The sequence below is a fragment of the Streptomyces shenzhenensis genome (assembly GCF_003688995.1).
Taxonomy (GTDB): domain Bacteria; phylum Actinomycetota; class Actinomycetes; order Streptomycetales; family Streptomycetaceae; genus Streptomyces; species Streptomyces shenzhenensis_A.
Genome location: NZ_PENI01000001.1, coordinates 80,685 through 105,843, shown reverse-complemented (window position 1 = coordinate 105,843; position 25,159 = coordinate 80,685). Strand labels below are relative to the sequence as shown.

The 25,159-nt window shown below is 70.6% G+C and carries 23 protein-coding genes; 9 read left to right on the top strand and 14 right to left on the bottom strand.

Going from position 1 to position 25,159, the window contains the following annotated elements; genetic code table 11:
• Positions 1–35: 35 nt before the first annotated feature.
• The 5 genes from mctP to CTZ28_RS00425 all read right to left on the bottom strand — a co-directional run bounded on the left by mctP (position 36) and on the right by CTZ28_RS00425 (position 5,207).
• The gene (gene mctP / locus CTZ28_RS00445; RefSeq protein WP_121887149.1) at positions 36–1,664 is read right to left on the bottom strand and encodes a monocarboxylate uptake permease MctP; all 1,629 of its coding nucleotides are present in this window, start codon (positions 1,662–1,664) and stop codon (positions 36–38) included.
• Complete coding sequence (locus CTZ28_RS00440; protein ID WP_121887148.1) at positions 1,661–1,924, bottom strand: DUF3311 domain-containing protein; 264 nt, start codon at positions 1,922–1,924, stop codon at positions 1,661–1,663. The genes mctP and CTZ28_RS00440 overlap by 4 nt, the downstream gene beginning before the upstream one ends.
• Positions 1,925–2,034: 110 nt before the next feature.
• Positions 2,035–2,244 (bottom strand): CstA-like transporter-associated (seleno)protein, encoded by a 210-nt coding sequence (locus CTZ28_RS00435; RefSeq protein ID WP_183154195.1) that lies wholly within the window; start codon positions 2,242–2,244, stop codon positions 2,035–2,037.
• The gene (locus CTZ28_RS00430) at positions 2,216–4,354 is read right to left on the bottom strand and encodes a carbon starvation CstA family protein (RefSeq protein WP_121887147.1); all 2,139 of its coding nucleotides are present in this window, start codon (positions 4,352–4,354) and stop codon (positions 2,216–2,218) included. Before CTZ28_RS00430 ends, CTZ28_RS00435 begins: the two co-directional genes overlap by 29 nt.
• An 88-nt stretch (positions 4,355–4,442) precedes the next feature.
• Positions 4,443–5,207 carry a GntR family transcriptional regulator gene (locus tag CTZ28_RS00425; RefSeq protein WP_121887146.1) on the bottom strand — a complete coding sequence of 255 codons (765 nt, stop codon included), beginning with the start codon at positions 5,205–5,207 and terminating at the stop codon, positions 4,443–4,445.
• A 411-nt stretch (positions 5,208–5,618) separates the two neighbouring features.
• On the opposite strand from CTZ28_RS00425, the gene CTZ28_RS00420 reads away from it, so the two are divergent.
• The 4 genes from CTZ28_RS00420 (at position 5,619) to CTZ28_RS00405 (ending at position 10,510) form a co-directional block, all read left to right on the top strand.
• On the top strand, positions 5,619–6,905 hold the full coding sequence (locus tag CTZ28_RS00420) for an extracellular solute-binding protein (RefSeq protein WP_121887145.1): 1,287 nt from the start codon (positions 5,619–5,621) through the stop codon (positions 6,903–6,905).
• Positions 6,906–7,113: 208 nt separating this feature from the next.
• Entirely contained in the window at positions 7,114–8,100 is a 987-nt protein-coding gene (locus CTZ28_RS00415) for a carbohydrate ABC transporter permease (protein ID WP_121887144.1), read from the top strand.
• A 14-nt stretch (positions 8,101–8,114) separates the two neighbouring features.
• On the top strand, positions 8,115–8,972 hold the full coding sequence (locus CTZ28_RS00410; RefSeq protein ID WP_121887599.1) for a carbohydrate ABC transporter permease: 858 nt from the start codon (positions 8,115–8,117) through the stop codon (positions 8,970–8,972).
• 8 nt (positions 8,973–8,980) lie between these two features.
• On the top strand, positions 8,981–10,510 hold the full coding sequence (locus tag CTZ28_RS00405) for a glycoside hydrolase family 3 protein (protein ID WP_121887143.1): 1,530 nt from the start codon (positions 8,981–8,983) through the stop codon (positions 10,508–10,510).
• 88 nt (positions 10,511–10,598) lie between these two features.
• On the opposite strand, the gene nagB is transcribed toward CTZ28_RS00405, so the two are convergent.
• The gene (nagB, locus tag CTZ28_RS00400; protein ID WP_121887142.1) at positions 10,599–11,384 is read right to left on the bottom strand and encodes a glucosamine-6-phosphate deaminase; all 786 of its coding nucleotides are present in this window, start codon (positions 11,382–11,384) and stop codon (positions 10,599–10,601) included.
• Positions 11,385–11,529: 145 nt separating this feature from the next.
• Positions 11,530–11,721: a hypothetical protein gene (locus CTZ28_RS00395; RefSeq protein ID WP_121887141.1), complete on the bottom strand. Its 192-nt coding sequence runs from the start codon at positions 11,719–11,721 to the stop codon at positions 11,530–11,532.
• Positions 11,722–12,130: 409 nt separating this feature from the next.
• Between CTZ28_RS00395 and CTZ28_RS00390 the strand changes: the two genes are divergently transcribed.
• A complete protein-coding gene (locus tag CTZ28_RS00390) occupies positions 12,131–13,606 on the top strand; it encodes a sensor histidine kinase (RefSeq protein ID WP_183154194.1) in 1,476 nt (491 codons plus the stop codon).
• Positions 13,607–13,771: 165 nt separating this feature from the next.
• Here CTZ28_RS00390 and CTZ28_RS00385 read toward each other — a convergent pair whose 3' ends face one another.
• Both CTZ28_RS00385 and CTZ28_RS00380 read right to left on the bottom strand, forming a co-directional pair.
• Complete coding sequence (locus tag CTZ28_RS00385) at positions 13,772–14,029, bottom strand: WhiB family transcriptional regulator (protein ID WP_003992873.1); 258 nt, start codon at positions 14,027–14,029, stop codon at positions 13,772–13,774.
• Positions 14,030–14,348: 319 nt separating this feature from the next.
• Entirely contained in the window at positions 14,349–15,317 is a 969-nt protein-coding gene (locus CTZ28_RS00380; protein ID WP_121887139.1) for a diacylglycerol/lipid kinase family protein, read from the bottom strand.
• 115 nt (positions 15,318–15,432) lie between these two features.
• On the opposite strand from CTZ28_RS00380, the gene CTZ28_RS00375 reads away from it, so the two are divergent.
• Positions 15,433–15,888 carry a hypothetical protein gene (locus tag CTZ28_RS00375; protein WP_121887138.1) on the top strand — a complete coding sequence of 152 codons (456 nt, stop codon included), beginning with the start codon at positions 15,433–15,435 and terminating at the stop codon, positions 15,886–15,888.
• 962 nt (positions 15,889–16,850) lie between these two features.
• Here CTZ28_RS00375 and CTZ28_RS00370 read toward each other — a convergent pair.
• From CTZ28_RS00370 to CTZ28_RS00360, 3 genes are all read right to left on the bottom strand, one after another.
• A complete protein-coding gene (locus CTZ28_RS00370) occupies positions 16,851–17,915 on the bottom strand; it encodes an RNA polymerase sigma factor SigF (RefSeq protein ID WP_398655149.1) in 1,065 nt (354 codons plus the stop codon).
• Between the two features lie 17 nt (positions 17,916–17,932).
• Positions 17,933–18,346: an ATP-binding protein gene (locus tag CTZ28_RS00365; protein WP_004925829.1), complete on the bottom strand. Its 414-nt coding sequence runs from the start codon at positions 18,344–18,346 to the stop codon at positions 17,933–17,935.
• Between the two features lie 263 nt (positions 18,347–18,609).
• Positions 18,610–18,870 carry a UBP-type zinc finger domain-containing protein gene (locus tag CTZ28_RS00360; protein WP_121887136.1) on the bottom strand — a complete coding sequence of 87 codons (261 nt, stop codon included), beginning with the start codon at positions 18,868–18,870 and terminating at the stop codon, positions 18,610–18,612.
• A 60-nt stretch (positions 18,871–18,930) separates the two neighbouring features.
• On the opposite strand from CTZ28_RS00360, the gene CTZ28_RS00355 reads away from it, so the two are divergent.
• The gene (locus CTZ28_RS00355; RefSeq protein WP_121887135.1) at positions 18,931–20,526 is read left to right on the top strand and encodes a Na+/H+ antiporter; all 1,596 of its coding nucleotides are present in this window, start codon (positions 18,931–18,933) and stop codon (positions 20,524–20,526) included.
• 18 nt (positions 20,527–20,544) lie between these two features.
• Here the strand turns inward: CTZ28_RS00355 and CTZ28_RS00350 are convergent, their stop codons facing one another.
• Both CTZ28_RS00350 and CTZ28_RS00345 read right to left on the bottom strand, forming a co-directional pair.
• A complete protein-coding gene (locus CTZ28_RS00350) occupies positions 20,545–21,447 on the bottom strand; it encodes a 1-aminocyclopropane-1-carboxylate deaminase/D-cysteine desulfhydrase (RefSeq protein ID WP_121887598.1) in 903 nt (300 codons plus the stop codon).
• 48 nt (positions 21,448–21,495) lie between these two features.
• Positions 21,496–22,089, bottom strand: coding sequence for an N-acetylmuramoyl-L-alanine amidase (locus CTZ28_RS00345; protein WP_121887134.1), 594 nt, complete (start codon positions 22,087–22,089; stop codon positions 21,496–21,498).
• Positions 22,090–22,385: 296 nt separating this feature from the next.
• Between CTZ28_RS00345 and CTZ28_RS00340 the strand changes: the two genes are divergently transcribed.
• The gene (locus tag CTZ28_RS00340; protein ID WP_121887133.1) at positions 22,386–23,789 is read left to right on the top strand and encodes a family 2B encapsulin nanocompartment shell protein; all 1,404 of its coding nucleotides are present in this window, start codon (positions 22,386–22,388) and stop codon (positions 23,787–23,789) included.
• 124 nt (positions 23,790–23,913) lie between these two features.
• Positions 23,914–25,044 carry a family 2 encapsulin nanocompartment cargo protein polyprenyl transferase gene (locus CTZ28_RS00335; protein ID WP_398655147.1) on the top strand — a complete coding sequence of 377 codons (1,131 nt, stop codon included), beginning with the start codon at positions 23,914–23,916 and terminating at the stop codon, positions 25,042–25,044.
• The last annotated feature ends 115 nt before the right edge of the window (positions 25,045–25,159 follow it).

Sequence of the window (25,159 nt, the reverse complement as noted above, 5' to 3'; positions counted from 1 at the left end):
TGGGCGCGGTCGCTCGCGCCCGTTGGGGGCGCCTCTCAGCGACCGGCGCCCGCGGTCGCGGGCGGGAGCTCCACCTGGACGCCCGGCGCGCCGGCGTCGGCCGTGTAGTCGTCCGGGCTCGTCTCGTCCACGCCCTCCGGGGCCTTGACGGCCTTCAGGACGAAGGTCAGGACGACGGTGACGAGGACGTTGAGCACGAACGCCGTCGTGCCGATGTAACCGATCTCGCCGATCCCGGGGATCTCCTCGGCCGAGCCGCCGAAGTGCTTCTGCGTCGGCGAGGCCACCCCGTAGGCGGCGACCGTGCCGTACACCATGCCGACGGCCCAGCCCGCGAGCAGCGCCCAGCGGTGGAACCAGCGGGTGAACAGGCCGCCCACCAGGGCCGGGAAGGTCTGCAGGATCCAGATGCCGCCCAGCAGCTGGAAGTTGATGGCGACCGTCTTGTCCATGGTCAGGACGAAGACCAGCGCGCCCACCTTCACCAGCAGCGACACGATCTTGGAGATCCGGGTCTCCTGCTCGGCCGTCGCGTGCGGATTGATGAAGTCCTTGTAGATGTTGCGGGTGAACAGGTTCGCGGCCGCGATGGACATGATGGCGGCGGGCACCAGGGCGCCGATGCCGATCGCCGCGAACGCCACGCCCGCGAACCAGGCCGGGAACATGTCCTCGAACAGCTGCGGGATGGCCAACTGGCCGTTGGAGACCTTGATCCCGGCCGCGATCGCCATGAAGCCCAGCAGGCCGAGCAGGCCGAGCATCAGGGAGTACAGCGGCAGGATCGTGGTGTTGCGGCGGATCACCTCACGGCTGCGCGAGGACAGCGTCGCGGTGATCGAGTGCGGGTACATGAAGAGCGCGAGCGCGGAGCCCAGGGCCAGCGTGGCGTACGTCCACTGGCCCGCCTCCGGCGGGGCGAGCGCCCCGCGCGGCGCGCCCGTCGCCGGGTTGGTCTGGGCGAAGGCGTCGCCCGCCTTGGCGAAGATGTCGTCGAACCCGCCCAGTTTGATCGGGATGTAGATGATCGCCACCGCGATCACGATGTAGATCAGCGTGTCCTTCACGAACGCGATCAGCGCGGGTGCTCTGAGGCCCGACGAGTAGGTGTACGCGGCCAGCACGCCGAAGGCGAGCAGCAGCGGCAGGTCCTTGACGAACCAGTTGGTGTTCTCGCCGCCGCCCACGCCCATCACGTCGAGGACCGCCTGGATGCCCACCAACTGGAGTGCGATGTACGGCATCGTGGCGAGGATGCCGGTCAGCGCCACCGCCAGCGACAGCCCCTTGGAGCCGAACCGGCCGCGCACGAAGTCCGAGGTCGTCACATAGCCGTGCCGGTGCGAGACCGACCACAGGCGCGGCAGGAAGGTGAAGATCAGCGGATAGATGAGGATGGTGTAGGGCACGGCGAAGAACCCGGCCGCGCCCGCCGCGTAGATCGCCGCCGGGACGGCGACGAAGGTGTAGGCCGTGTACAGGTCGCCGCCGAGCAGGAACCAGGTGACCCAGGTGCCGAACGACCGGCCGCCCAGGCCCCATTCGTCCAGGCTGTGCTCGTTCTCGGCCTTGCGCCAGCGGGCGGCCAGGAAGCCCAGGACCGTGACGGCCAGGAAGAAGAAGATGAAGACGCCGAGCGCGACGCCGTTGACGCCGTCGTTCACTGCGCGGCACCTCCGCCCTGGGTCCCGCGGGCGCGCTGGTCACGCTGCCACAGCTTGTACGCGATCATGGTCAGCGCGGTGGAGATCAGCACCCACAGCATCTGGTACCAGTAGAAGAACGGGATCCCGATGAACGTGGGGTCGATCTTGGCGTAGGAGCCGACCCACAGCATCGCCACGAAGGGTGCGACGAGACACAGGGCGATGACCACGCGTACCGGTGTCACCACCGGTGGTTTCACTTCAGGCGCATCTGACATGCCTAGGCTCCGTCCCCTTGCCGATCATCAGTTGTAACGCGCAGGCAATGTAGGTGACGGTGCCGATGAAGCGGAAGTACCCATCCGTATTTCGGTCGCAAACGGTGCTCTCAGCAGCAGCGGAAACCCTGGCGGGGGTCCGACTCCTGACGGTCCGTACGCATCCGCTCGAATTCCCGGCGGGACGGCGGCACCGCCTCCGGATGCCGCTCCCGGAGCCGCGTGACATGGCGTTCGTAGGCCGACTCGCCCGTCAACTCCCGTACGTACCAGCGCAGTCCGCGCAGTGCGCTAGCCACCCGCCGCAGTGCCGGCCGCATGCCGTGCCGCCTCCTTCTCGGCGCGCGTGGGGATCAGCCCGTCCGGTGCGGTGATCTTCGACACGACATGGGGCGCCTCGCTCAGCGTGGACAGCGCCGGGCGGCGGATATGCCGGATGCACACTCGCAACGCGTCCAGGACGACGATCACGACCAGCAGGGCGAGCACCGCGGAGAGGACGCCGTCCACCGTGGAGTTGGTGACCACGGTGCGCATGTCGTCCATGTCCTTGGCGGGCGGCAGCAGTTGTCCCGCGTCGATGGCGTCCTGGAACACCTGGCGCTGCTTGAAGAAGCCGACCTTGGGGTCGGCGGAGAACACCTTCTGCCAGCTCGCGGTCAGCGTCACCGTCGCGTCCCAGGCGAGCGGGATCCCGGTGACCCAGGCCCACTTGAGCCGGCCGGACTTCACCAGCAGCGTGGTGCAGACGGCCAGGGCGACCGCCGCGAGCAGCTGGTTGGAGATGCCGAAGACCGGGAAGAGCTGGTTGATGCCGCCGAGCGGCTCGTGCACGCCGACCCACAGGAAGTAGCCCCACAGCCCGCACACCAGGGCGCTGGTGAGCACCAGCCCCGGCTTCCAGCTGACGTTCCGGAACGGCCGGTAGAGGTTGCCGAGGGTGTCCTGGAGCATGAAGCGGCCCACCCGGGTGCCCGCGTCCAGCGCCGTCAGGATGAACAGCGCCTCGAACATGATTGCGAAGTGGTACCAGAAGGCGCGCAGACCGCCCCCGGTGACCTTGGCGAAGATCTCCGAGACGCCGACGGCCAGGGTGGGCGCGCCACCGGTACGGGACAGCAGGCTGGACTCCTCGACGTTCTTCGCGGCCTGCGCCAGCTCGGCGGGGGAGATGTGGTAGCCCCAACTGCCCACGACCTGCGAGGCGTTCTGCACCGTCGTGCCGATCACCCCCGAGGGGGCGTTCATCGCGAAGTACAGCCCGGGGTCGATGATGCTCGCCGCCACCAGCGCCATGACCGCCACGGACGACTCCATCAGCATGGAGCCGTAGCCGATCAGCCGGATCTGCGTCTCCTTCTGGATCATCTTGGGCGTCGTGCCGGAGGAGATCAGCGCATGGAAGCCGGACAGGGCGCCGCAGGCGATCGTGATGAACACGAACGGGAAGAGCGAGCCCGCGAAGACCGGCCCGTCGCCGCGCGTGGCGAAGTCGGTGACCGCGTCCATCCGCAGCGTCGGCAGCGCGATCACGACCCCGAGCGCGAGCAGCACGATCGTGCCGATCTTCATGAAGGTGGAGAGGTAGTCGCGGGGCGCGAGCAGCGTCCACACGGGCAGGATCGAGGCGATGAAGCCGTAGCCCACCAGCCAGACGACCAGCGTCGAGGGTGCCAGGGTGAAGGTGTCCGCCCAGGACGACTCGGCGACCCAGCGCCCGCCCACGAGCGCGAGCAGCAGCAGCGCCACCCCGATCAGCGACACCTCCGTCACCCGGCCGGGGCGCAGCACCCGCAGATAGAAGCCCATCAGCAGGGCGATCGGGATCGTCATGGCGAGGGAGAAGGTGCCCCAGGGGGAGGAGGCGAGAGCGTTGACGACGACCAGGGCCAGCACCCCGAGCAGGATGATCATGATGGCGAAGGCGGCGAGCAGGGCCGCCGCACCGCCGAACGGGCCGATCTCCTCGCGGGCCAGCTGGCCGAGGGACCTGCCGTCCCTGCGGGTGGAGAAGAACAGCACCACCATGTCCTGGACGGCGCCCGCGAAGACCACCCCGGCGATGATCCAGACGGTGCCGGGCAGATAGCCCATCTGCGCCGCCAGCACCGGTCCGACCAGCGGCCCGGCGCCTGCGATCGCCGCGAAGTGGTGGCCGAGGAGCACACGCCGGTCGGTGGGGTGGAAGTCGATGCCGTTGTCGAGTCGCTCCGCCGGGGTGGCCCGGGTCCGGTCGACCCGGAGGACCCTGCGGGCGATGAACGAGGCGTAGAAGCGGTAGGCGATCGCGTACGAGCCGAGGGCGGCCGCGACCATCCAGGCGGCGGAGACCTCCTCGCCCCGGGCGAGCGCGAGCACGGACCAGCCGGCCGCGCCGACGAGCGCGACAAGAGTCCAGACGGCGATGGTGCGGACGTGCGCGGTACGCATCGGGGAGCCCTCCCGTCCATGCGGCGACGGGAGGAACGTAGAGCAGGAACAGTGCATGCGCCACACCGCGCGCAGCACCTCGGTCGAGCTATTCCTGCGGGCGCTTGAGCCGCGCGACGAACTTGTAGCGGTCGCCGCGGTAGACCGACCGCACCCATTCCACCGGGTTGCCGTCCTTGTCCAGCGAGTGCCGGGAGAGCATCAGCATCGGCAGGCCCACGTCCGTGCCGAGCAGGCCCGCCTCGCGCGGGGTGGCCAGCGAGGTCTCGATGGTCTCCTCGGCCTCGGCGAGATGGACGCCGTACACCTCGGCGAGCGCGGTGTAGAGGGACGTGTACTTGACGAGGCTGCGGCGCAGCGCGGGGAAGCGCTTGGCGGACAGATGCGTGGTCTCGATGGCCATCGGCTCGCCGTTGGCCATGCGCAGCCGCTCGATGCGCAGCACCCGGCCGCCGGCCGAGATGTCGAGCAGTCCGGCCAGCCGGTCGTCCGCGGTGATGTAGCCGATGTCCAGCAGCTGTGAGGTCGGCTCCAGCCCCTGGGCGCGCATGTCCTCGGTGTAGGAGGTGAGTTGCAGCGCCTGGGACACCTTCGGCTTGGCGACGAACGTGCCCTTGCCCTGGATCCGCTCCAGCCGGCCCTCGACCACCAGCTCCTGGAGGGCCTGGCGGACGGTGGTGCGCGAGGTGTCGAACTCCGCGGCGAGCGTGCGCTCCGGCGGCACCGGGGTGCCCGGCGGGAGCGTCTCCGTCATGTCGAGCAGGTGCTTCTTCAGGCGGTAGTACTTGGGCACACGCGCGGTACGGACGGTCGTCCCACCCTCGTTCTCCGCACTGCTGACGTCGGTGCTCATGTTCTGCCTTCCCGGCTCCGGGTGCCGAAAGCGACCGACATCCCGTCGGCCACGGATCACATCGTGGCACGGCTTCGTGTGGCGGGAGGCCACCCGAACGGTCCGTGATCTCCTCTGTATACCGTCGCGCCCCCCGTTGGTCTAGTCCATAGGTCCCTCCGGACGGCCCCGCCGCGGCTGAAGTGGTCCGTCCGATCTGTCGCTTGCCGAATGAAAGGTCTCTGCATATCTCGGTCGCATCACGGACGTCCGGAGCCTGCTTGAACACCCTTGACAGGCCTATTGGTCTGGGCCAAGCTCCCCGTACTGGTCTACACCATTGGTCCAGGTCCCGGCCCCATGGGCGGTACACAGCGCTGACGCGCGCCGCGGGGAGGCAGGGGGGTTTGTGGCATCCCTGAGGAGGGTGGCGTGAAGCGCAGGCTGATAGCCGCGATCGGTATCGCGGGCATGGTCGTCTCCATCGCGGCGTGCGGCAGCGACAGCAAGGACGACGGCGGTTCGGGCAGCGGGGCGGATGCCAAGGAACTGACCGTCTGGCTCACCGTCGACGCCCAGAACAACTGGCCCGAGCTGGTGAAGGCCGCCGATGCCGCGGTGCAGAAGAAGCACCCCGGCATCAAGATCAAGCACGAGTACTACGGCTGGCCGGACAAGAACACCAAGCTGGACGCCGTGCTCGCCACCGACAAGGCCCCCGACGTGGTCGAGATGGGCAACACCGAGATGCTCGGCTACATGGTCAAGGGTGCCTTCGCGCCCGTCGACCCGGCCCAGTTCGACAACTCCTCCGCCTGGCTCGACGGCCTCAAGGCCTCGGTGACGTACGAGGGCAAGACCTACGGCGTGCCGTACTACGCGGGCGGCCGGGTCGCCAACTGGCGCAAGGACGTGGCCGCTTCCGTCGGCGTCAAGACGCCCCCGAAGACCTACGCCGAGCTGACCTCCGCCCTGGACAAGATCCAGAAGAAGGAGGGCGACAAGTTCAACGCCTGGTACCAGCCCACCCGCGACTGGTACGCGGCCATGTCCTTCGTCTACGACGCCGGCGGCTCCATCGCCAAGGAGGACGGCGGTCAGTGGAAGGCCAACCTCTCCTCGCCCGAGTCCGTCAAGGGCCTCAAGGACTTCAAGAACGTCGTCGACAAGTACATGCACGGTGACAAGACCAAGGACGAGTCCGACCGTTACATCGTCTACGGCCAGGGCAAGTCCGCCATGATCTTCGGCGCCGCCTGGGAGGGCGCGACCGCGGCCGACCCGAAGAACGACAAGACCGGCAAGCTCAAGGACAACCTCGAGAACTTCGTGATGCCCGGCCCGTCCGGCAAGAACCTGCCGGTCTTCCTCGGCGGCTCCGACCTCGCCGTCCCGGTGAAGTCCAAGGCCCAGGCCGTCGCTGCCGAGTGGATCAACGCCTTCACCGGTCCCGAGGGCCAGAAGGGCCTGATGGGCAAGGGCAACCTGCCCAACAACAAGACGGACCTCGCCACCCTGAAGGACGACCCGGCGACCGCCGTCCCGGCCACCGCGGCCGAGTCCAACTGGTTCGTGCCGATGGCCCCGGGCTGGGGCCAGGTCGAGAAGGCCCAGGTCCTGCAGACCATGCTGCAGAACATCGGCACCGGCAAGAAGACGGTCGAGGCCGCCGCGAAGGAAGCGGACGCCGAGATCGACAAGGTGATCAACACCAAGTGACGTGAGCGCAGGGCCCCATGGCCCCGGGGGAGTCCGGGGCGGGGTCCTGCTTCTCGTACGGCCGCGCGGGGTCCGGCGCCGCGCGGCCTCCGGGACTCGGACTCCGTACCCGGACGCGGCCCGCCAGGACCGGGCCTGCGCGCGGAGTTCCGGTTTCCGTACGGGATGCCGGCTTCGTACGACCAGAGGGACCGCTGAGGAGCGCGCGATGAGTGCCGCAGACACGACCACCCCCGCCACGCTGCCGCCGCCGCGGCAGGCGCCACCACCGGGCGGCACCCGACAGCCACGCGGAAAGCGGACGTCCGGCGGTGCGGGCACCCCCTGGCTGCTGCTCGCCCCCTGCCTGGTGATCCTCGCCCTGGTCATGGGCTATCCGCTGGTCCGCCTGGTCACCCTGTCCTTCCAGAAGTTCGGGCAGTCCCAGCTGTGGGGCTTCCAGCCGGCCGAGTCGGTCGGTTTTGACAACTTCACCGAGGTGCTCGGCGACGGTGAGTTCTGGCAGGTCGTGCTGCGCACGATCGTCTTCGCGGCCGGCTCGGTGATCTTCACCATGGTCCTCGGCATGCTGGTCGCCCTGCTGCTGCAGCGGGTCTCCGGCTGGGTGAAGACCCTGATCAACATCGCGCTGGTGGCGAGCTGGGGCATGCCCGTCATCGTCGCCACCACCGTCTTCAAGTGGCTCTTCGACGCCGACTACGGCATCCTCAACGCGCTGCTGAGCAGGCTGCCCGGCGTCGACCTGATCGGCCACAACTGGTTCGCGAGCGGGCCCGAGGGCCTGGCCGTGATCATGCTCCTGGTGATCTGGGGCGCCGTGCCCTTCGTGGTCATCACGCTCAGCGCGGGCCTCACCCAGGTGCCCAAGGAGCTGGAGGAGGCCGCCCGGCTCGACGGCGCGGGCGCCTGGGGCGTCTTCCGCTATGTCACCCTGCCCATCCTCAAGCCGATCATCGTGATGCTCACGACCCTCTCGGTCATCTGGGACATGGGCGTCTTCCCGCAGGTCTTCGTGATGCGCAACGGGCACCCGGAGGCCGAGTTCCAGCTGCTGACGACCTACTCCTACGACCGCGCCTTCGTGGTCAACGACTACGCGCAGGGCTCGGCGATCGCCCTGATCACCGTGGTGCTGCTGCTCGGTGTGGTCGCCGTCTATATGCGCCAGATGCTGAAGATCGGAGACGTCGAATGAACAGCATGAGCGGCATGAGCGGCACGAGTGCGATCGCCACCGGCGGCCGGCGCGGGAGCGGGTCCCGGCTCGGCTGGAACCTTCTCGGCCTCCTGGTCTTCGTCGTCGCCGGCTTCCCCGTCTACTGGATGCTCAACACGGCGTTCAAGCCGGCCAAGGACGCCATCGACCCGGACCCCAGCCTGCTGCCCACGGGCCTGACCCTGTCCAACTTCAGCCGCGCGCTGGACATCGCCGACTTCTGGGGCCCGGTAGGGCGCAGCCTGGTCGTGTCGCTGTCCGTCGTGGCGATCGGCATCGTCGTCGGCATGCTGGCCGCGCTCGCCATCTCCCGGTTCGCCTTCCGCGGCCGCAAGATCGTGATCGTGGGCATCCTCGCGGTGCAGATGGTGCCGCTCGTCGCCATGATCATCCCGGTCTTCCTGCTGCTGAACGACCTGAAGCAGTACGACAAGCTCACCGGCATCATCATCACCTACCTGACCTTCATCCTCCCCTTCACCGTGTGGACGCTGCGCGGCTTCATCGTCAACATCCCGAAGGAGCTGGAGGAGGCCGCGATGGTCGACGGCTGCTCCCGCACCGGCGCGTTCATCCGCGTCGTCTTCCCCCTCCTCGCCCCCGGCATGGTCGCCACCTCCGTCTACGGCTTCATCCAGGCCTGGAACGAGTACCTGTACGCCCTCATGCTGCTCAGCCAGGAGCACCAGACCGCGACCGTGTGGCTCGGCAACTTCACCACCAAGCACGGCACCGAGTACGCGCCGATGATGGCCGGCGCCACCATGATGGCGGTGCCGATCGTCGTGCTGTTCCTGTTCGTCCAGCGCAAGATGGCCGCGGGTCTGACCGCGGGCGCCGTGAAGGGATGACGCGCCCGATGACGACCCTCGCCGGCGGCAGCGACACCCTCACCCGGGACGCCCTCACCGTCCTCCAGCCCGGCTTCGCCGGCACGACCGCCCCCGACTGGCTGCTGCGCCGGCTCGGCGAGGGCCTGGCATCGGTGGGCCTGTTCGGGCGCAATGTCGCCTCGCCCGAACAACTGGCCGCCCTGACCGCGCAGTTGCGCGCCGAACGCGAGGACGTCCTGGTCGCCGTCGACGAGGAGGGCGGTGACGTCACGCGCCTGGAGGTGCGCACGGGCTCCAGCTTCCCCGGCAACCACGCGCTCGGCGCCGTCGACGACGTGGCGCTGACCCGCGAGGTGGCCCGCGAACTCGGCCGCCGGCTCGCGGCCTGCGGGGTGAACTTCGACTGGGCCCCGGTGGCCGATGTGAACTCCGACCCCGCCAACCCGGTCATCGGCGTCCGCTCGTTCGGCGCCGACCCCGACCTGGCGGCCCGGCACACGGCGGCCTATGTCACCGGCCTCCAGTCGGCCGGCGTGGCGGCCTGCACCAAGCACTTCCCCGGACACGGCGACACGGCCGTCGACTCCCACCTCGCGATGCCCCGTATCGACGTGCCGGCCGAGGTGCTGGACTCCCGTGACCTGGTCCCCTTCCGGGCGGCCGTCGCGGCCGGCACCCGGGCCGTGATGAGCGCCCACATCCTGGTCCCGGCCCTGGACCCGGACCGCCCCGCGACCCTCTCCCGCCGGATCCTGACGGAGCTGCTCCGCGGCGAACTCGGCTACGACGGCCTGATCGTCACCGACGGCATGGAGATGCGGGCCGTCGCCGCCGCCTACGGCATCGAACGCGGCAGCGTCCTCGCCGTCGCGGCCGGTGCCGACGCGATCTGTGTGGGCGGGGGCCTCGACGACGACGGGACGGTGCGCCGGCTGCGCGACGCCCTGGTGTCCGCCGTCCGCTCGGGCGAACTGCCCGAGGAACGGCTGGCGGACGCGGCCGAGCGGGTGCGCCGACTGGCCCGCTGGACCGCGCAGGCGGCACCCGGCGGGGACGGCGCTGCCGCCCCGGACGCGAACGGCTCCGCGGCCGGGGCGTCCCCGGACGACATCGGACTCGTCGCCGCCCGGCGCGCGCTCACGGTGACCCGCTCCGGCCCGTACGAGCCACCGGCCTCGGCCCCCTACGTCGCCGCCTTCACCCCGGTCGCGAACATCGCCGTCGGCGACGAGACCCCCTGGGGCGTCGCGGCGGAACTGCCACGGCTGCTGCCCGGCACCGTGACGGGCAGCTTCACCGGCGCGGACGCGGGACCGGTGGCGCTGACCGCGGCCGGCGGCCGCCGCATCGTGGCCGTCGTCCGCGACGAGCACCGCCACCCCTGGATGACGGCGGCCCTCGACGCCCTGCTGGCCGCCCGCCCCGACACGATCGTGGTCGAGATGGGCATCCCCGAGGCCCCGCCGCGCGGCGCCCTGCACATCGCCACCCATGGCGCGGCCCGGGTGTGCGGGCGGGCGGCGGCGGAGATCGTCGCCGGGGTGCGCCGACCGTGACGCGCGAGGGCGCCGGGCTCCACTGCGGAGCCCGGCGCCCTGCGGTGTCCGGGGCGGCCCGGAGCGCTCCGGGGCCGGCCGGGTGCGGTCAGATGCCCTGCCAGTCCGGCTTGTCGGCGTACGTATGCCGGAAGTAGTCGGCGAGCTTCAGCTTGGCTGCCGCGGCCTCGTCCACGACGACCGTGGCGTGCGGGTGCAGTTGCAGCGCCGAGGCGGGGCAGACGGCGGCCACCGGCCCCTCCACGGTCGCCGCGACCGCGTCCGCCTTGCCCTCGCCGGTCGCGAGCAGCACCAGGTGCCTGGCCTCCAGGATGGTGCCGATGCCCTGGGTGATGACGTGGTGCGGCACCTGCGCGATGTCGCCGTCGAAGAAGCGCGCGTTGTCGATCCGGGTCTGCTCGGTCAGCGTCTTGATCCGCGTCCGCGAGGCGAGCGAGGAGCACGGCTCGTTGAATCCGATGTGCCCGTCGGTCCCGATCCCGAGCAACTGCAGATCCACGCCGCCCGCCTCGGCGAGCGCCCGCTCGTACGCCGCGCAGGCGCCCGGCACGTCCTCGGCCGTGCCGTCCGGCCCCATGAACGCGTCCGGCGCGATCCCGAGCGGCTCGAGCACCTCCCGGCGCAGCACCGAACGGTAGGACTCCGGGTGGTCAGCGGGCAGCCCCACATACTCGTCGAGCTGCGCAATGCGCGCCCGCGAGATGTCCACGGCGCCGGAGCGCACCTTGGCCGTCAGCGCCTGGTAGATGGGCAGCGGGGTCGAGCCGGTGGCCACGCCGAGCACGGCGTCGGGCGTGCGCCGGAGCAGCCCGGCCATGGCCTCGGCGATCAGCTCGCCGCCCGCGGCGGCGTCCGGGACGATGACAACTTCCACGCTGGGCCTGCCGTTCTGAAGAGGGCTGGAAGGTCTATGTGGTTTAGACCAATCTAGCACCGACCCCGCCCGGGCGCCGAGCCCCTCGCGGGGGTGAAAGCGGGCGCGAAAGGGGCCCCGCCGGGCCGCTGAACCCGGTGCCGCCTCAAGGGAGCGAGCCGCCCGTCGTGCCGACCCGACTGTCCGTGATCCGGCGCCCGGCGTCGGAGACCAGGAAGGCCATCACGTCCGCGACATCGGCGGCCTCGCCCGCGCTGCCCGGCGCCGACCAGGCGGCCCGCGCCCACCCGCCCTCGGCACCGCCCCCGAAGTGGCGGAGGACCTGCGCCGGCGGCAACCGGAAGCGGTCGCGGAAACTGCCATGGCCGTCCGGCCCCGTTCATGACCGGGCCGGGCTAGGCTGCGAAGCGCCGACGATGAACCGCCTCCCATGCATGGACACACCCGCGTGGTCTAGTCCACAATGCGTAGAGGTACTGCGTACGGCAGGACCGTACGCAGCAGCCGCAGTCATCCGTCTTCCCCGCACAGGAAGGCGGACCGAGGAACCGGAGCTCTCTGCCCTGACTGCCCCGGCTCCTCATCCTTCGGCCGACCGGGACCGCACACCCCGAGGCCGTTGCTGCTCCGGGCTGCGGTGCCGGGAGGGTTGAGGGTCCCTCTGGGCGCCGCGGCCCGCGGGTGTTCCCCGAACCCGGCAACGGGCGTTTTCGGGACCGGACAAACCGCCGGGTACGCTCGCACATGTGCCCTCCATGAACGAACTCGTACGCCAGCACACCGCCCTCGACGACTCCGACCTCGAGTGGCTCCATCTGCTGGTCTCGGAGTGGCAACTGCTCTCCGACCTCTCCTTCGCCGACCTGGTCCTGTGGGTCCCCACCCGTGACGGCACCCGGTACGTCTCGGTCGCCCAGATGCGCCCCAACACCGGTCCGACCTCCTACCAGGATGACATGGTCGGCCATCTCGTCCCGCGCGGCCGGCGCCCCATGCTGGACGTGGCGTTGGACGAGGGCCGGATCGTGCGCGAGGGCGACCCCGAGTGGCGCGAGGAGGTCCCGGTCCGGATCGAGTCGATCCCCGTGCGCCGGGCGGCCCGCGTCCTCGGTGTCATCGCCCGCAACACCAACCTGCTGACCGTGCGCACCCCGAGCCGCCTTGAACTGACGTATCTGCAGAGCGCCTCCGACCTCGCGCAGATGATCGCGGCCGGCTCCTTCCCGTTCCCGGACCAGCAGGTCGACATGGACGCCTCACCGCGCGTCGGCGACGGTCTGATCCGGCTCGACGCGGACGGCATCGTCCAGTACGCCTCCCCGAACGCCCTCTCCGCCTACCACCGGCTCGGCCTCGCCGCCGACCTGCTCGGCCACCACCTCGGCCGGACCACCGCCGAACTCGCCCCGACCCGCGGGCCGGTGGACGAGGCGCTGGCCAAGGTCGCCAGCGGCTGGGCGCCCCGCGAGTTCGAGATCGAGTCGGCCGACGGGGTGATCCAGTTCCGGGCGATCCCGCTCAAGCCCAAGGGCACCCGCATCGGTTCGCTGGTCCTGCTCCGGGACGTCACGGAACTGCGGCGTCGTGAACGCGAGTTGATGACCAAGGATGCGACGATCCGGGAGATCCACCACCGGGTGAAGAACAACCTCCAGACGGTCGCCGCCCTGCTGCGCCTGCAGGCCCGGCGCATCGAGTCGGAGCGCGGCCGGGAGGCGCTGGAGGAGGCGGTGCGGCGGGTCGGCTCGATCGCGATCGTGCACGAGACGCTCTCCCAGAACCTGGACGAGCGCGTGGAGTTCGACGAGATCGCCGACCGGGTGCTCGCGATGGTCGCGGAGATCTCGCCGGGAAAGGTGACCGGCCGGCGCAGCGGACGCTTCGGCATACTCGACGCCGAGGTGGCGACCCCGCTGTCGATGGTGCTCACCGAGGTCCTGCAGAACGCCCTCGAACACGGCTTCCGCGAGGGCGAGACCGGCACCGTCGAGGTCACGGCGGTCCGCGGCGGCACCAGCAAGGAGGCCCGCCTCCTGGTCACGGTCCAGGACGACGGCGTGGGCCTGCCCGCGGGCTTCGACCCGCACCGCTCGGGCAATCTCGGTCTGCAGATCGTACGGACGCTGGTCGAGGGCGAGTTGGGCGGTACGTTCGACATGGTGCCGGCGCCCGAGCGGGGGACGCAGGTGATCCTGGACATCCCGGTGGAGACGCAGAAGTAGCCCCGTACAGCAGAAGACCTCGGACCCGGGTGGGGTCCGAGGCCAGTGCTCGGTGCTGCGTGTTCTAAGCGCATCGGGGGTACTGCGCGCTGCGGCTCGGGGGCGGGAGATGCGCACTCGCTGTGCGCGCCGCCAAGCTCAGGCCGTCGAGCAGGGGTGGGAGTGTCAGGCGGAGGCCTGACGGGCCCGGTTGCGAGCGGCGCGGCGCTTCATGGCGCGGCGCTCGTCCTCGCTGAGACCACCCCAGACGCCGGAGTCCTGACCGGACTCAAGCGCCCACTGCAGACACTGCTCGATAACCGGGCAGCGACGGCAGACGGCCTTGGCTTCCTCGATCTGCAGCAGCGCAGGACCGGTGTTGCCGATGGGGAAGAACAGCTCGGGGTCTTCCTCGCGGCAAACGGCGTTGTGACGCCAGTCCATGGCTGCTACCTCTCCTTGGTATTACGTGCAAGTTGCTTGTGAATGTGAACGCTTTCACGAATCCCTCAACAAGTGAAGGGCCTACCGCCAGGTTCCCTGGCGTGGTCCTGTGGTTTGAAGAGGGGTTCCGGTGATCAGTGGAGGCCGGTGTTGCGGGCCGTCCCGATCGCCACGTAGAGACTCGCAAACCTCAGCGGCGGATACAACCCCTTCCGAAAAGTTTTTTTTGATTCCTCGGTGTCGACTCGGTCACAGCCGTACTTCCATGGGGTGGAGCCTGGCCTAAACGTTCGAGTGAAAGGACTTTGGCCCGTTCCGCTCACACAATCACACGCAGTGCACGGCGTACGCCTGTGAACGTCACGCTCGTACGCAGTCCGAGGTGGTCGCCGTCCATCTGGAGAGGCAGTGGCACCTTCGAATGCAAGGTGAAGCGGTCCATGTCGTGCAGGGACACGACGTGCTTGCCATGGGGTCCGCGCTCGGGGGACGAAGTGAGCAACTGGGTGCCATACCGGGCAACCGCGGCCGTGGACAGACGGGTGAGACCGAAGACGTCGACGCCCTTGTCGAACGAGGCCTTAGGCGACGTATACATGGGGCGATTGCCGAGATACGTCCAGGGAGTGGTGTTCGACACTATCGCCACGACGAGGTCACTGATCGGGTCGGCGCCCTCGCGTGCGAGCGTGATCGTGCCCCGTCTGCGGTTCGGCTCGCCCAAGAACTGCCTGAGCACCTGACGGACGTACAGGCTGTGGGTCGACGTCTTGCCGAGTTCGCGCTGCTGCTCGACGCGGCCGACGACGCCGGCGTCGAAGCCCAGCCCCGCGTTGAAGGTGAACCAGCGCGCCGGGACCGACTCGTCGGCGGTGCCGGGGGTGCCCGCGGTGAGGCCGAGGCTGACGACGCGCTCGCGCTTGTCGCTCACGGCGTCCAGCAGGGCGCCGGTGGCCTCGACCGGATCGTTGGGCAGGCCCAGCGCGCGGGCGAACACATTGGTGGAGCCGCCGGGCACCACCGCGAGGCCGGGCAGGCGGTCGAGGTCGGGGCCGCCGTGCAGCAGGCCGTTGACGACCTCGTTGACGGTGCCGTCGCCGCCCAGCGCCACGACCAGGTCTATGTCGTCGCTGTCCGCGGCCTGTCGGCCCAGGTCACGCGCGTGTCCGCGGTACTCGGTGGTGACCGCCTCCAGCTTCATCTCGCTCGCCAGGGCGTGGATCAGTACGTCGCGCGTACGTGCGCTTGTGGTGGTTGCCGCCGGATTGACCACGAGAAGTGCACGCATGGTTGCAGCGTACCTACTGGGTGGTACCGGGCCCACACTGAGGTAGTGAACCGGTAAGAGGCGCGGGCGAGAGCCTGGACACGGAGGGTACGACGGCGACGGCTACCCTGCTGGGGTGAGCAGCGAGCAGAACCCCACCCCGAACCCCGCGGAGGCCGACGGGCCGCGTCCGCGCCGGCTGACCCTGGCGGCGGCGCTGGCTGCGCTGGAGGGGGCCGCGCTGGTGATCGGGGGCGGGTGGACGTTCGTCCGCGGCATCACCGGTGCGCCGGACGACCGGCAGCAGGCCATCACGCTGGGCGTCACCCTGGTCGTCCTGGCGCTGCTGCCGCTGCTTGCCGCGCGCGGGCTGCTGCTGCGGCGCAGCTGGAGCCGGGGGCCCGCCGTGATCACCCAGATCATGGCTCTGCCGGTGGCCTACAGCCTGCTCCAGGCCGACAGCGTGGCCATCCCGGCGGGCATCGTCCTTGCGGTGGTGGCGGTGGCGGCCCTGGTCCTCCTGATCAACCCGGAAACCACCCGCGCCCTCGGAATCCACGGCCCGGGCCACCCGGAGGAACCACGCCGGTAACCCACGGAGCCCTCCGGGGGCGGCGGATGTTCTGGGTGCCGCCGGCTGTAGGTACATGGGGTGCGTGGGCTGGGGCGACTGGGGCATGGGCGGCGTGAAGAGGCGCCGCCGGGAGCCCGGCCGGCTCCCCGGGTCCGGCTTCGCCGGGGGAGGCTGACTCGTGCCGACGGATGGGCTCTGCCCCGCAACGGATGCGGTCGCCCCTGCGGGCGGTCCCTCCGCAGTGCCGTCGGGTGCGGCTGTTGCCGGTGGCGGGCTTTCGCCGTTGATCTGACGCGTGCCTTCGGGTCCGGAACTTGCCGCCCGTTCCGGTTGTCGCTCTTGGCCCGGTTCCGGCTGTCGGCCGGCGTTTCGGCCCCGGGTCCGGCCCCCCGCCGCTGGGCGCGGCTGTTGCCCGCTCTTCAGCTTCTGCTGGTGGCGGGCTTTCGCCGTTGATCTGATGCGTGCCTTCGGGTCCGGGACTTGCCGCCGGTTCCGGTTGTCGCTCTTGGCCCGGTTCCGGCTGTCGGCCGGCGTTTCGGCCCCGGCCGCTGGGCGTGGCTGTTGCCCGCTGTCCAGCTTCCGCGAGCGGCAGGCTTTCGCCGTTGATCTGATGCGCGGTCTCGGCCCCGGGGTCGGCCCCCCCGTCGTCGGGTGCGGCTGTTGCCTGCTCTTCAGCTTCTGCTGGTGGCGGGCTTTCGCCGTTGATCTGATGCGCGGTCTCGGCCCCGGGGTCGGCCCCCCGTCGTCGGGCGCGGCTGTCGCCCGCTGTCCGGCTTTCGCTGGTGGCGGGCTTCTGCCGGACCCCGCCGCCCGCCCTGGCTTCCGCTCTCGGTCCGGCTGTCAGCGTCGGTCCAGTGGGCTGGGCTTTCGGCCTGGGCCTGGTACCCGCCGCCGGGCCCGGCTGTCCTGTCGGTCCGGCTCCCGGCATTCCCTCCTGGGCCCCGTCGCCCCCTGGCTCCTGCACTCGGTCCTAGTGGGGGTTACTCCTCCACCAGGAGCTTCTCCCGGAGTTGGGCCAGGGTTCGGGCCAGTAGGCGGGAGACGTGCATCTGGGAGATGCCGACCTCCTGGGCGATCTGCGACTGGGTCATGTTGCCGAAGAAGCGCAGCAGAAGGATCCGCTTCTCCCGCGGCGGAAGATCTTCCAGCAGCGGCTTGAGGGACTCGCGGTACTCGACGCCCTCCAGCGCCTCGTCCTCCGCGCCGAGCGTGTCGGCCACCGCCGGGGACTCGTCGTCGGTGTCGGGGACGTCCAGGGAGAGCGTGGAGTAGGCGTTGGCCGACTCCAGCCCTTCCAGGACCTCCTCCTCCGAGATCGCCAGCTTCTCGGCCAGCTCGTGCACCGTGGGGGAGCGGCCGTGCTGCTGCGACAGCTCGGCCGTGGCCGTGGTCAGCGCGAGCCGCAGCTCCTGCAGCCGCCGAGGGACGCGCACGGCCCAGCCCTTGTCCCGGAAGTGCCGCTTGATCTCACCGACGACCGTGGGCGTCGCGTACGTGGAGAACTCCACTCCACGCTCCGGGTCGAACCGGTCCACGGATTTGATCAGACCGATGGTGGCGACCTGCGTGAGGTCGTCGAGCGGCTCGCCGCGATTGCGGAACCGGCGCGCGAGGTGCTCCACGAGCGGCAGATGCATACGGACCAGCTGATTGCGCAGCTCCGCGTACTCGGGACTGCCGTCCTTGAGCTTGCGCAGTTCGACGAACATGGCACGCGCCCCGCTGCGGTCCTGAGGATCGTGCTGCGTGCCAGGACCGCCTTGCGCGCCCGGCGCGTCGCCCTCGGAGTATCGCTCGTGCTCGCTCATCGTCCCGTCCGTCGCCCTTCCCCGAGCCCGCGCCTCCGCTCGGACTGGGGACACGACCCCGTTCCGGCCCGCCGAAGGCGCGCTCTGCATGGCACCATCCCGACCAGCCTGCGCGGAGTCGTCCTCCGGATGCGGCCTGGCCTGTTCAGGGATGCCGTCTGCCGGGCGCCGAGACCCGCTGGGGGCGCCCTCGCCCTCGGGGGGCAGCTCCCGTGTGCCGCGCTCTTCGTCCCGCACCGGCCCGTCCTCGTTCCTCACGCCGGCCCGGGTCCCGCGCCGCGCTGTTTGTACAGGCTGATCGACACGGTCTTGTCCTCGTCGACGGCCGACGAGACCTTGCCCGCCAAGGCCGACAGCACGGTCCAGGCGAAGGTGTCCCGCGAGGGGGCGTGCCCGTCCGTGGTCGGCGCCGACACCGTGACCTCCAGCGAGTCGTCGACGAGTCGGAAGACGCAGCTGAGTACCGAGCCCGGCACGGCCTGCTGGAGCAGGATCGCGCACGCCTCGTCCACCGCGATGCGCAGGTCCTCGATCTCGTCCAGGGTGAAGTCCAAGCGGGCGGCGAGTCCGGCCGTGGCCGTCCGCAGCACCGACAGGTAGGCACCCGCAGCCGGCAGCCGGACTTCCACGAAGTCCTGGGTCGCGGGCTCGCCTGCGATCTGGGACACCCTCACCTCCAAGGTGGTACAAGCTCTACAGGGCCGAGGGTCGCCCCCCGGGGTAACGCGATTCCTGGTTCAGCGGTGACGCTATCGCGCTCCGAACTTTTCTGTCCCCGGGACCCCAACCCCCTGGCGTCACTCACAGTAAAACTGTGGATACGCTCCGTGTCTAGAGGTCCTGCGAGCCCAATTGGGAAGAGCGCGCGCCGGGATGACGTACCCAGGCGTCAGACGGTCGAACCGTCGGGACTGGTCGCCGCCATGCAGTGTCACACGAGGACGTGATCGACGAAGCACCACCGCCAGTCCTCACCCGGTTCGAAGGTCCGCATCACCGGGTGACCGGACAGTTCATGGTGTCCTGTCGCGTGCCGCCCCGGCGAGGAGTCGCAGCAACCGACGTGGCCGCAGGTCAGGCAGAGCCGCAGCTGTACCGGATGTGTGCCCTGTGCGAGACACTCCGGACAGGTCTTGTTCTGCGGCTCCGGCTCGGGGTGCGGCAGCGCGTCGGCATGCGTGCACTGTTTCATGATTGCCAGATTACGACGGGTGTGCGGTTGGCCGCGCGGAAAACGAGGGCGGGCGAGGACATGGATGTGATGCCGCTGCTGTTGCTGGTGGCGGGCAGTGCGGCGGTGGCGGGGGCCGCCCGGCGCACACCGGTGCCGGCACCGCTGCTGCTGGTCGCGGTCGGACTGGCGGTCTCGTACGTCCCCGGGGTACCCGAATACGCTCTCGATCCCGAGGTCGTCCTGCCGCTCCTGCTGCCTCCGCTGCTGTACACCTCGGCCAGCGACAGCTCCTATCTGGACCTGCGCGCACAACTGCGCCCGGTGGCGCTCCTCTCCGTCGGGTACGTGCTCTTCGCGACGTTCCTCGTCGGCTGGGCGATCTACCTGATCGTGCCCGCGATGCCGCTGACCGCCGCCCTGGTGCTGGGCGCGGTCGTGGCGCCGCCGGACGCGGTCGCGGCGACGGCGGTGGCCCGCCGGGTCGGACTGCCCTCCCGGATCACGACCATCCTCCAGGGCGAGTCCCTGCTGAACGACGCCACCGCGATCACCGCGTACAAGGTGGCCCTCGCGGCGGCTGTCGGCGAGGGCGCCACCTGGGCCGGCGGGATCGGCGAGTTCCTGCTCGCGGCGGTCGGTGGCGTCGGCGTCGGGCTGGTGCTGATGGCCCCGCTCCACTGGCTGCGCACGCATCTGAAGGAGCCCCTGCTCCAGAACACGCTCTCCTTGCTGATCCCGTTCGTCGCCTACAGCGTCGCCGAGCAGGTGCACGCCTCGGGTGTGCTCGCGGTCGTGGTCGTCGCGCTGTATCTGGGGCACCGCGCGTGGGAGGTCGACTTCGCCACGCGGCTCCAGGAGGAGGCGGTCTGGAAGATGGTCGCCTTCGTGCTGGAGTCGGCGGTCTTCGCGCTGATCGGACTGCAACTGCCGGTCGTCCTCAGAGGGCTCGGATCGTACGAGGGCGTCGAGGCCGCCTGGTACGCGGTCCTCCTCTTCCTGGTGGTGGTCGCGGCCCGGTTCGTGTGGGTGTATCCGGCCACCTTCCTGCCCCGGAAGCTGTCCGCGCGGATCAGAGAGCGCGAGCAGAACCCCACCTGGCGGGGCGCGATGGTCACCTCATGGGCCGGGATGCGGGGCGTGGTGTCGCTGGCCATCGCCTTCTCGATCCCGGTCACCGTGCACGGCGGACAGCCCTTCCCTGAGCGCAACCTGATCCTCTTCCTGACGTTCACGACGGTCATCGGGACGCTGGTGGTGCAGGGCCTGTCGCTGCCCCCGCTGATCCGGCTGCTGGACTTCCCCGGCCGTGACCCGCAGACGGAGACCCTCGCCGAGGCCAACGCCCAGGCGCAGGCGTCCCGGGCCGCGGAGGCCCGCCTCGACGAGCTGCTCTCCGATGAGCGCAACGCCCTGCCCCCGCCGCTCGCGGACCGCCTCCGCACGGTCCTGGAGCGCCGCCGCAACGCCGTCTGGGAGCGGCTCGGCGCGGTGAACCCGGTGACCGGTGAGACCGTCGACGACACCTACCGCCGGCTGTCCCGGGAGATGATCAGCGCCGAGCGCGATGTGTTCGTACGGCTGCGGGACGGCCGCCACATCGACGACGAGATGCTGCGCACGCTGCTGCGCAGACTGGACCTGGAGGAGGCGGCGGCATACCGGGAGGCCGCCTAGCGGTCCCCGGGAGACGGCCTAGCAGGCCTCGGGGAAGGGCCGGCCCGTGACGACGGCCGCGACGGTCGTACCGGGCGGGAAGGCGCCCTCCTCCGCCAGGGCGACGAGTCCGTAGAGCAATTTGGCGACATAGAGACGTTCCACGGGCAGGCCGTGGCGCTGTTCGAAGTCCGTGGCGAAGGCGTCGAGTTCGGGGGTGGTACGCGCGTAGCCGCCCCAGTGGAAGCGGTCGTCCAGGGACCAGGAGCCGCGGCGGCCACCGAAGGCGGCCTCCTGGAGGGCGCGCACCTCGGCGGCCAGGAAGCCGCCCTTGAGGACCGGTATGCCCAGGGCGCGCTGGCCGGGGGCGAGACCGGCGGCGAGACCGGCCAGGGTGCCGCCGGTGCCGCAGGCGACGGCGACGACGTCGGCATGCCCGCGCAGCTCCGCGCCCAGGGCCCGGCAGCCGCGTACGGCCTCGGCGTTGCTGCCGCCCTCCGGGACGACGTACGCGTCCTCGGTGCCGGTCGCGCGCAGCAGTGCGTCCAGGGTCCGCTGGTCCGTCTTCCTGCGGTATGTCGATCTGTCGATGAAGTGCAGCCGCATGCCGTCGGCCGCGCACCGGGCCAGGGAGGGGTTGAGGGGGCGGCCGGCCAGCTCGTCGCCGCGGACCACGCCGACGGTGGGCAGGCCGAGGAGGCGGCCCGCGGCGGCGGTGGCCCGCAGATGGTTGGAGTACGCCCCGCCGAACGTGACGATCGTCCGCCCCGCCGCGGCGACCAGGTTCGGCGCCAGCTTGCGCCACTTGTTGCCGATCAGCTCCGGGTGGATGAGGTCGTCCCGCTTGAGCAGCAGACGCACCCCATGCCGGGAGAACCGCCGGTCACCGACGACTTCGACGGGCGACGGAAGCCGGGCGGCAAGAGACCCAGGAGCGACCACCACCCCATTGTCACCGACCGCTGCCGCCCGCCGCCGCGCTCACCGCCGTCAGTCCGCCAGCCGCTCCTTGATGCGCTGTCGCAGCCAGTTCATGGTGAAACCGCGGGGATCCACCTTTCCCGGCTGCCATTCCAGATGGCCGATGACCGAGCGTTCCGTCCAGCTGTGGTGGCGGCAGATCGCCGCGGCCACCCGCTCGATCGCCGTGAGCTGGGCCGTGGGCCACGGGTCCTTGCCATCGCCGAGGTTCTCGCACTCGAAGCCGTAGAAGTGCCGGTTGCCGTCGGTGTTGGACTCGTTGTCCGGCGGGAGCGCCGTCTCGGCGATGACCGCGCGGAGCACGTCGTCGTCGCCGAGCCCCGCGTGGTTGGCGCGGCCGTAGCCGACGAGATGGACCGTGCCGTCCTTGGTGATCACACCGTGGCACAGCGGGCCCGGCAGTTCGGTGTGGCCGTCCCTGCAGAGCTCCACCGTCCGCTCGCTGCCGCTGGTCACCGTGTGGTGGATCATCACGCCGTGCACGGGCCCCCACGCGCCCTTGTGGTTGCGATTGTGATGCTTCCAGTCGCCGGTCTCGACGACCGTGACGTCCTCCGCTCTCAGAGCGTCCCGAAAACGGCTCGCGGACATGGGCGAGGCCATGGGCGCCTCCTTCGTGCCGGACCGAAGTCACCGAATGCGACTGATCGACTGCGTTAAGTGTCGGGTAGGACGGGCGCCTTGGCCACTCGTTCGGCTGTCGTGCGAGCCGATCCGGACATCGTGCGCGCCCGGCACCGCCCGGTGCGAAGATCCCTCCCTCTGCCCGGTGGTGCGATGCCCCATTCCCGCTCTTTTGGGTAATGGTGCGGTCACGCTGAGTGCTGAAATGCTGGTCGCGAGCGAGGCCGATGCCCGGCGTGGTTCGGTGCCGGCGCAGACTGGGAGGGCAGTTCTCTATGTCGGTAGGCGAAGAGGTCCGCACGGATCAGGGCAAGCCGCAGCAGTCCTTGGACACGGCGGCAGCGCGGAACCTGGCCACCACCAAGTCCGCGCCCCAGACGCAGGAGATCAGTTCCCGCTGGCTGCTGCGCACGCTCCCCTGGGTCGATGTGCAGGGTGGTACGTACCGGGTGAACCGGCGACTGACATGCGCGGTGGGCGACGGCCGGATCACTTTCGTGAAGACCGGCGACCGCGTCGAGGTGATCCCCGCCGAACTCGGCGAACTGCCGGCCCTGCGGTCGTACGAGGACGGGGAGGTCCTCGCCGAACTGGCCCGGCGCTGCCGTCAGCGGGACTTCGCCCCGGGCGAGGTGATCGCCTCGTTCGGCAGCCAGGCCGACGAGGTGTTCCTGCTGGCGCACGGCAGGGTGGAGAAGCTCGGCACGGGCCCGTACGGCGACGACGCGGTCCTCGAGGTCCTCGCCGACGGCGCGTACTTCGGCGCACAGACCCTGCTCGACCCGGACGCCATCTGGGAGTACACGGCCCGCGCGGACACCGCCTGCACCGTGCTCATCCTGTCCCGCCAGGACTTCGAGCAGGTCACGGGGCGCGCGGACTCCCTGCGTGAGCATCTGCGGCGGCTGCGCGCGATCCCGGAGCAGCGCACCAACAAGTACGGCGAGAAGGCGGTCCACCTCGCGGCTGGCCACTTCGGCGAGCCGGACATCCCGCACCCGTTCGTCGACCATGAGGCCCAGCCCCGTGAGTACGGGCTGAGCATCGCCCAGACCGTGCTGCGCGTCCACACACGCGTGGCCGACCTGCACAACCAGCCGATGAACCGGACCGAGCAGCAGTTGCGGCTCACCGTCGAGGCATTGAAGGAACGCCAGGAGCACGAGCTGGTCAACAACCGCGAGTTCGGTCTGCTGCACAACTGCGCGTTCGACCAGCGGATCCAGCCGCACGACGGCGTGCCCGGCCCGGACGACATGGACGAGCTGCTCAGCCGCCGGCGCGGCACCAAGCTGTTCCTCGCCCACCCGCGCGCGATCGCCGCGTTCGGCCGCGAGCTGAACAAACGCGGACTCGTCCCGGAGACCGTGGACATCGGCGGAAGCCGCATCCCGACCTGGCGCGGCGTGCCGATCTACCCCTGCAACAAGATCCCGATCAGCGAGGCGCGCACGACCTCGATCATCGCCATGCGTACGGGAGAGGAGGACCAGGGCGTCATCGGCCTCAGGCAGTCCGGGATCCCGGACGAGATCGAGCCGAGCCTGTCCGTCCGCTTCATGGGCATCGACGAACGCGCGATCATCAACTACCTGGTGACGGCCTACTTCTCGGCGGCGGTCCTGGTGCCGGACGCGCTCGGTGTCCTGGAGAGCGTCGAGATCGGCCGACGGAGGTGACGTTTCCGCACTTCGCGGCCGTGTTCCCGCCCGCTCGGATGGGTACACCGTCGGGGTACCCGCCCAGTCGGGGCGGCGGCGCAGGCGTCCGCGGACTCCGTGAGGGGAACCCATGGCCGAGTTCATGACGGAGACGAAGCAGTGGCCCGCCGGTCCACCGGGCACCGGTGAGCCGCCGATGCCGGCGGTCCGGCCACGGCCTGCCCGGGAGGGCGGGCCCTTGCTCGACGGCGACGGGAACGAGGCCACGGCCGTCCTGGACCGGGCCCGGGCATCGGTCGACCCCGAACTGCGGGCCGCCGTCGACTCGCTGCCGGGCGCCATGCGCCGGATCGCGCGCTACCACTTCGGCTGGGAGCACGCGGACGGCACCCCGGCGGCGGGCAACGCGGGCAAGGCGATCCGGCCCGCGCTCGTACTCACCGCGGCGGCGGCCCTCGGCGGCCCCGGCGCACGGAGGGCGGCCCTCCGGGCCGCCGCCGCGGTGGAGCTCGTACACAACTTCACCCTCCTGCACGACGACGTGATGGACCGCGACACCTCGCGCAGACACCGGCCCACGGCGTGGACCGTGTTCGGTGTCTCCGACGCGATCCTCGCCGGGAACGCCCTGCAGGCGTTGGCCCTGCGACTGCTCGCCGAGGGCCCGAACCCGGCGTCCCGGGCCGCCGTCACCCGGCTCGCCGACTGCGTGGCCGAGCTGTGCGAGGGGCAGCACGCGGACACGACGATGGAGGAACGCGCCGCCGACGAGGTCACCCTCGACGAGGTCCTCGTCATGGCCGAGGCCAAGACCGGTGCGCTGCTCGGCTGCGCCTGCGCCCTCGGCGGGCTGTACGCGGGTGCGGGCGAGGAGGAGGTGGCGGCGCTGGACAGGTTCGGACGCCAGGCCGGGCTCGCCTTCCAGCTGATCGACGACGTCATCGGGATATGGGGTGACCCGGACCGCACCGGCAAACCGGCCGGCGCGGACCTCGCTGCCCGCAAGAAGTCGCTGCCGGTGGTCGCGGCCCTCACCTCCGGCACGGCGGCGGCGACCGAGCTGGCCGAGCTGTACGGGCGGCCGTACGACGAGAAGGATCTGGAGCGGACGGCGCTGGCCGTGGAGCGGGCGGGCGGCCGGGACTGGGCGCAGGTCCAGGCGGCCGACCGGATGTCCCGGGCGATGCAGGAACTGGCCCGCGCGGTTCCCGATCCGGAGGCGGCGGGAGGTCTGCTCGCGCTGGCCGAGTTCGTCACCCGGCGCAGCAGCTGAGGCGGCGGCCCGTTGAGGCCGGCTGCCGACTCCGGCCCGGCGGGTCCCGCGCGTCCCCACAGTGCGCGGGGCCCGCCGACTCCGGCTACGCATGTGCCGAACGGGCCGGCCCGGC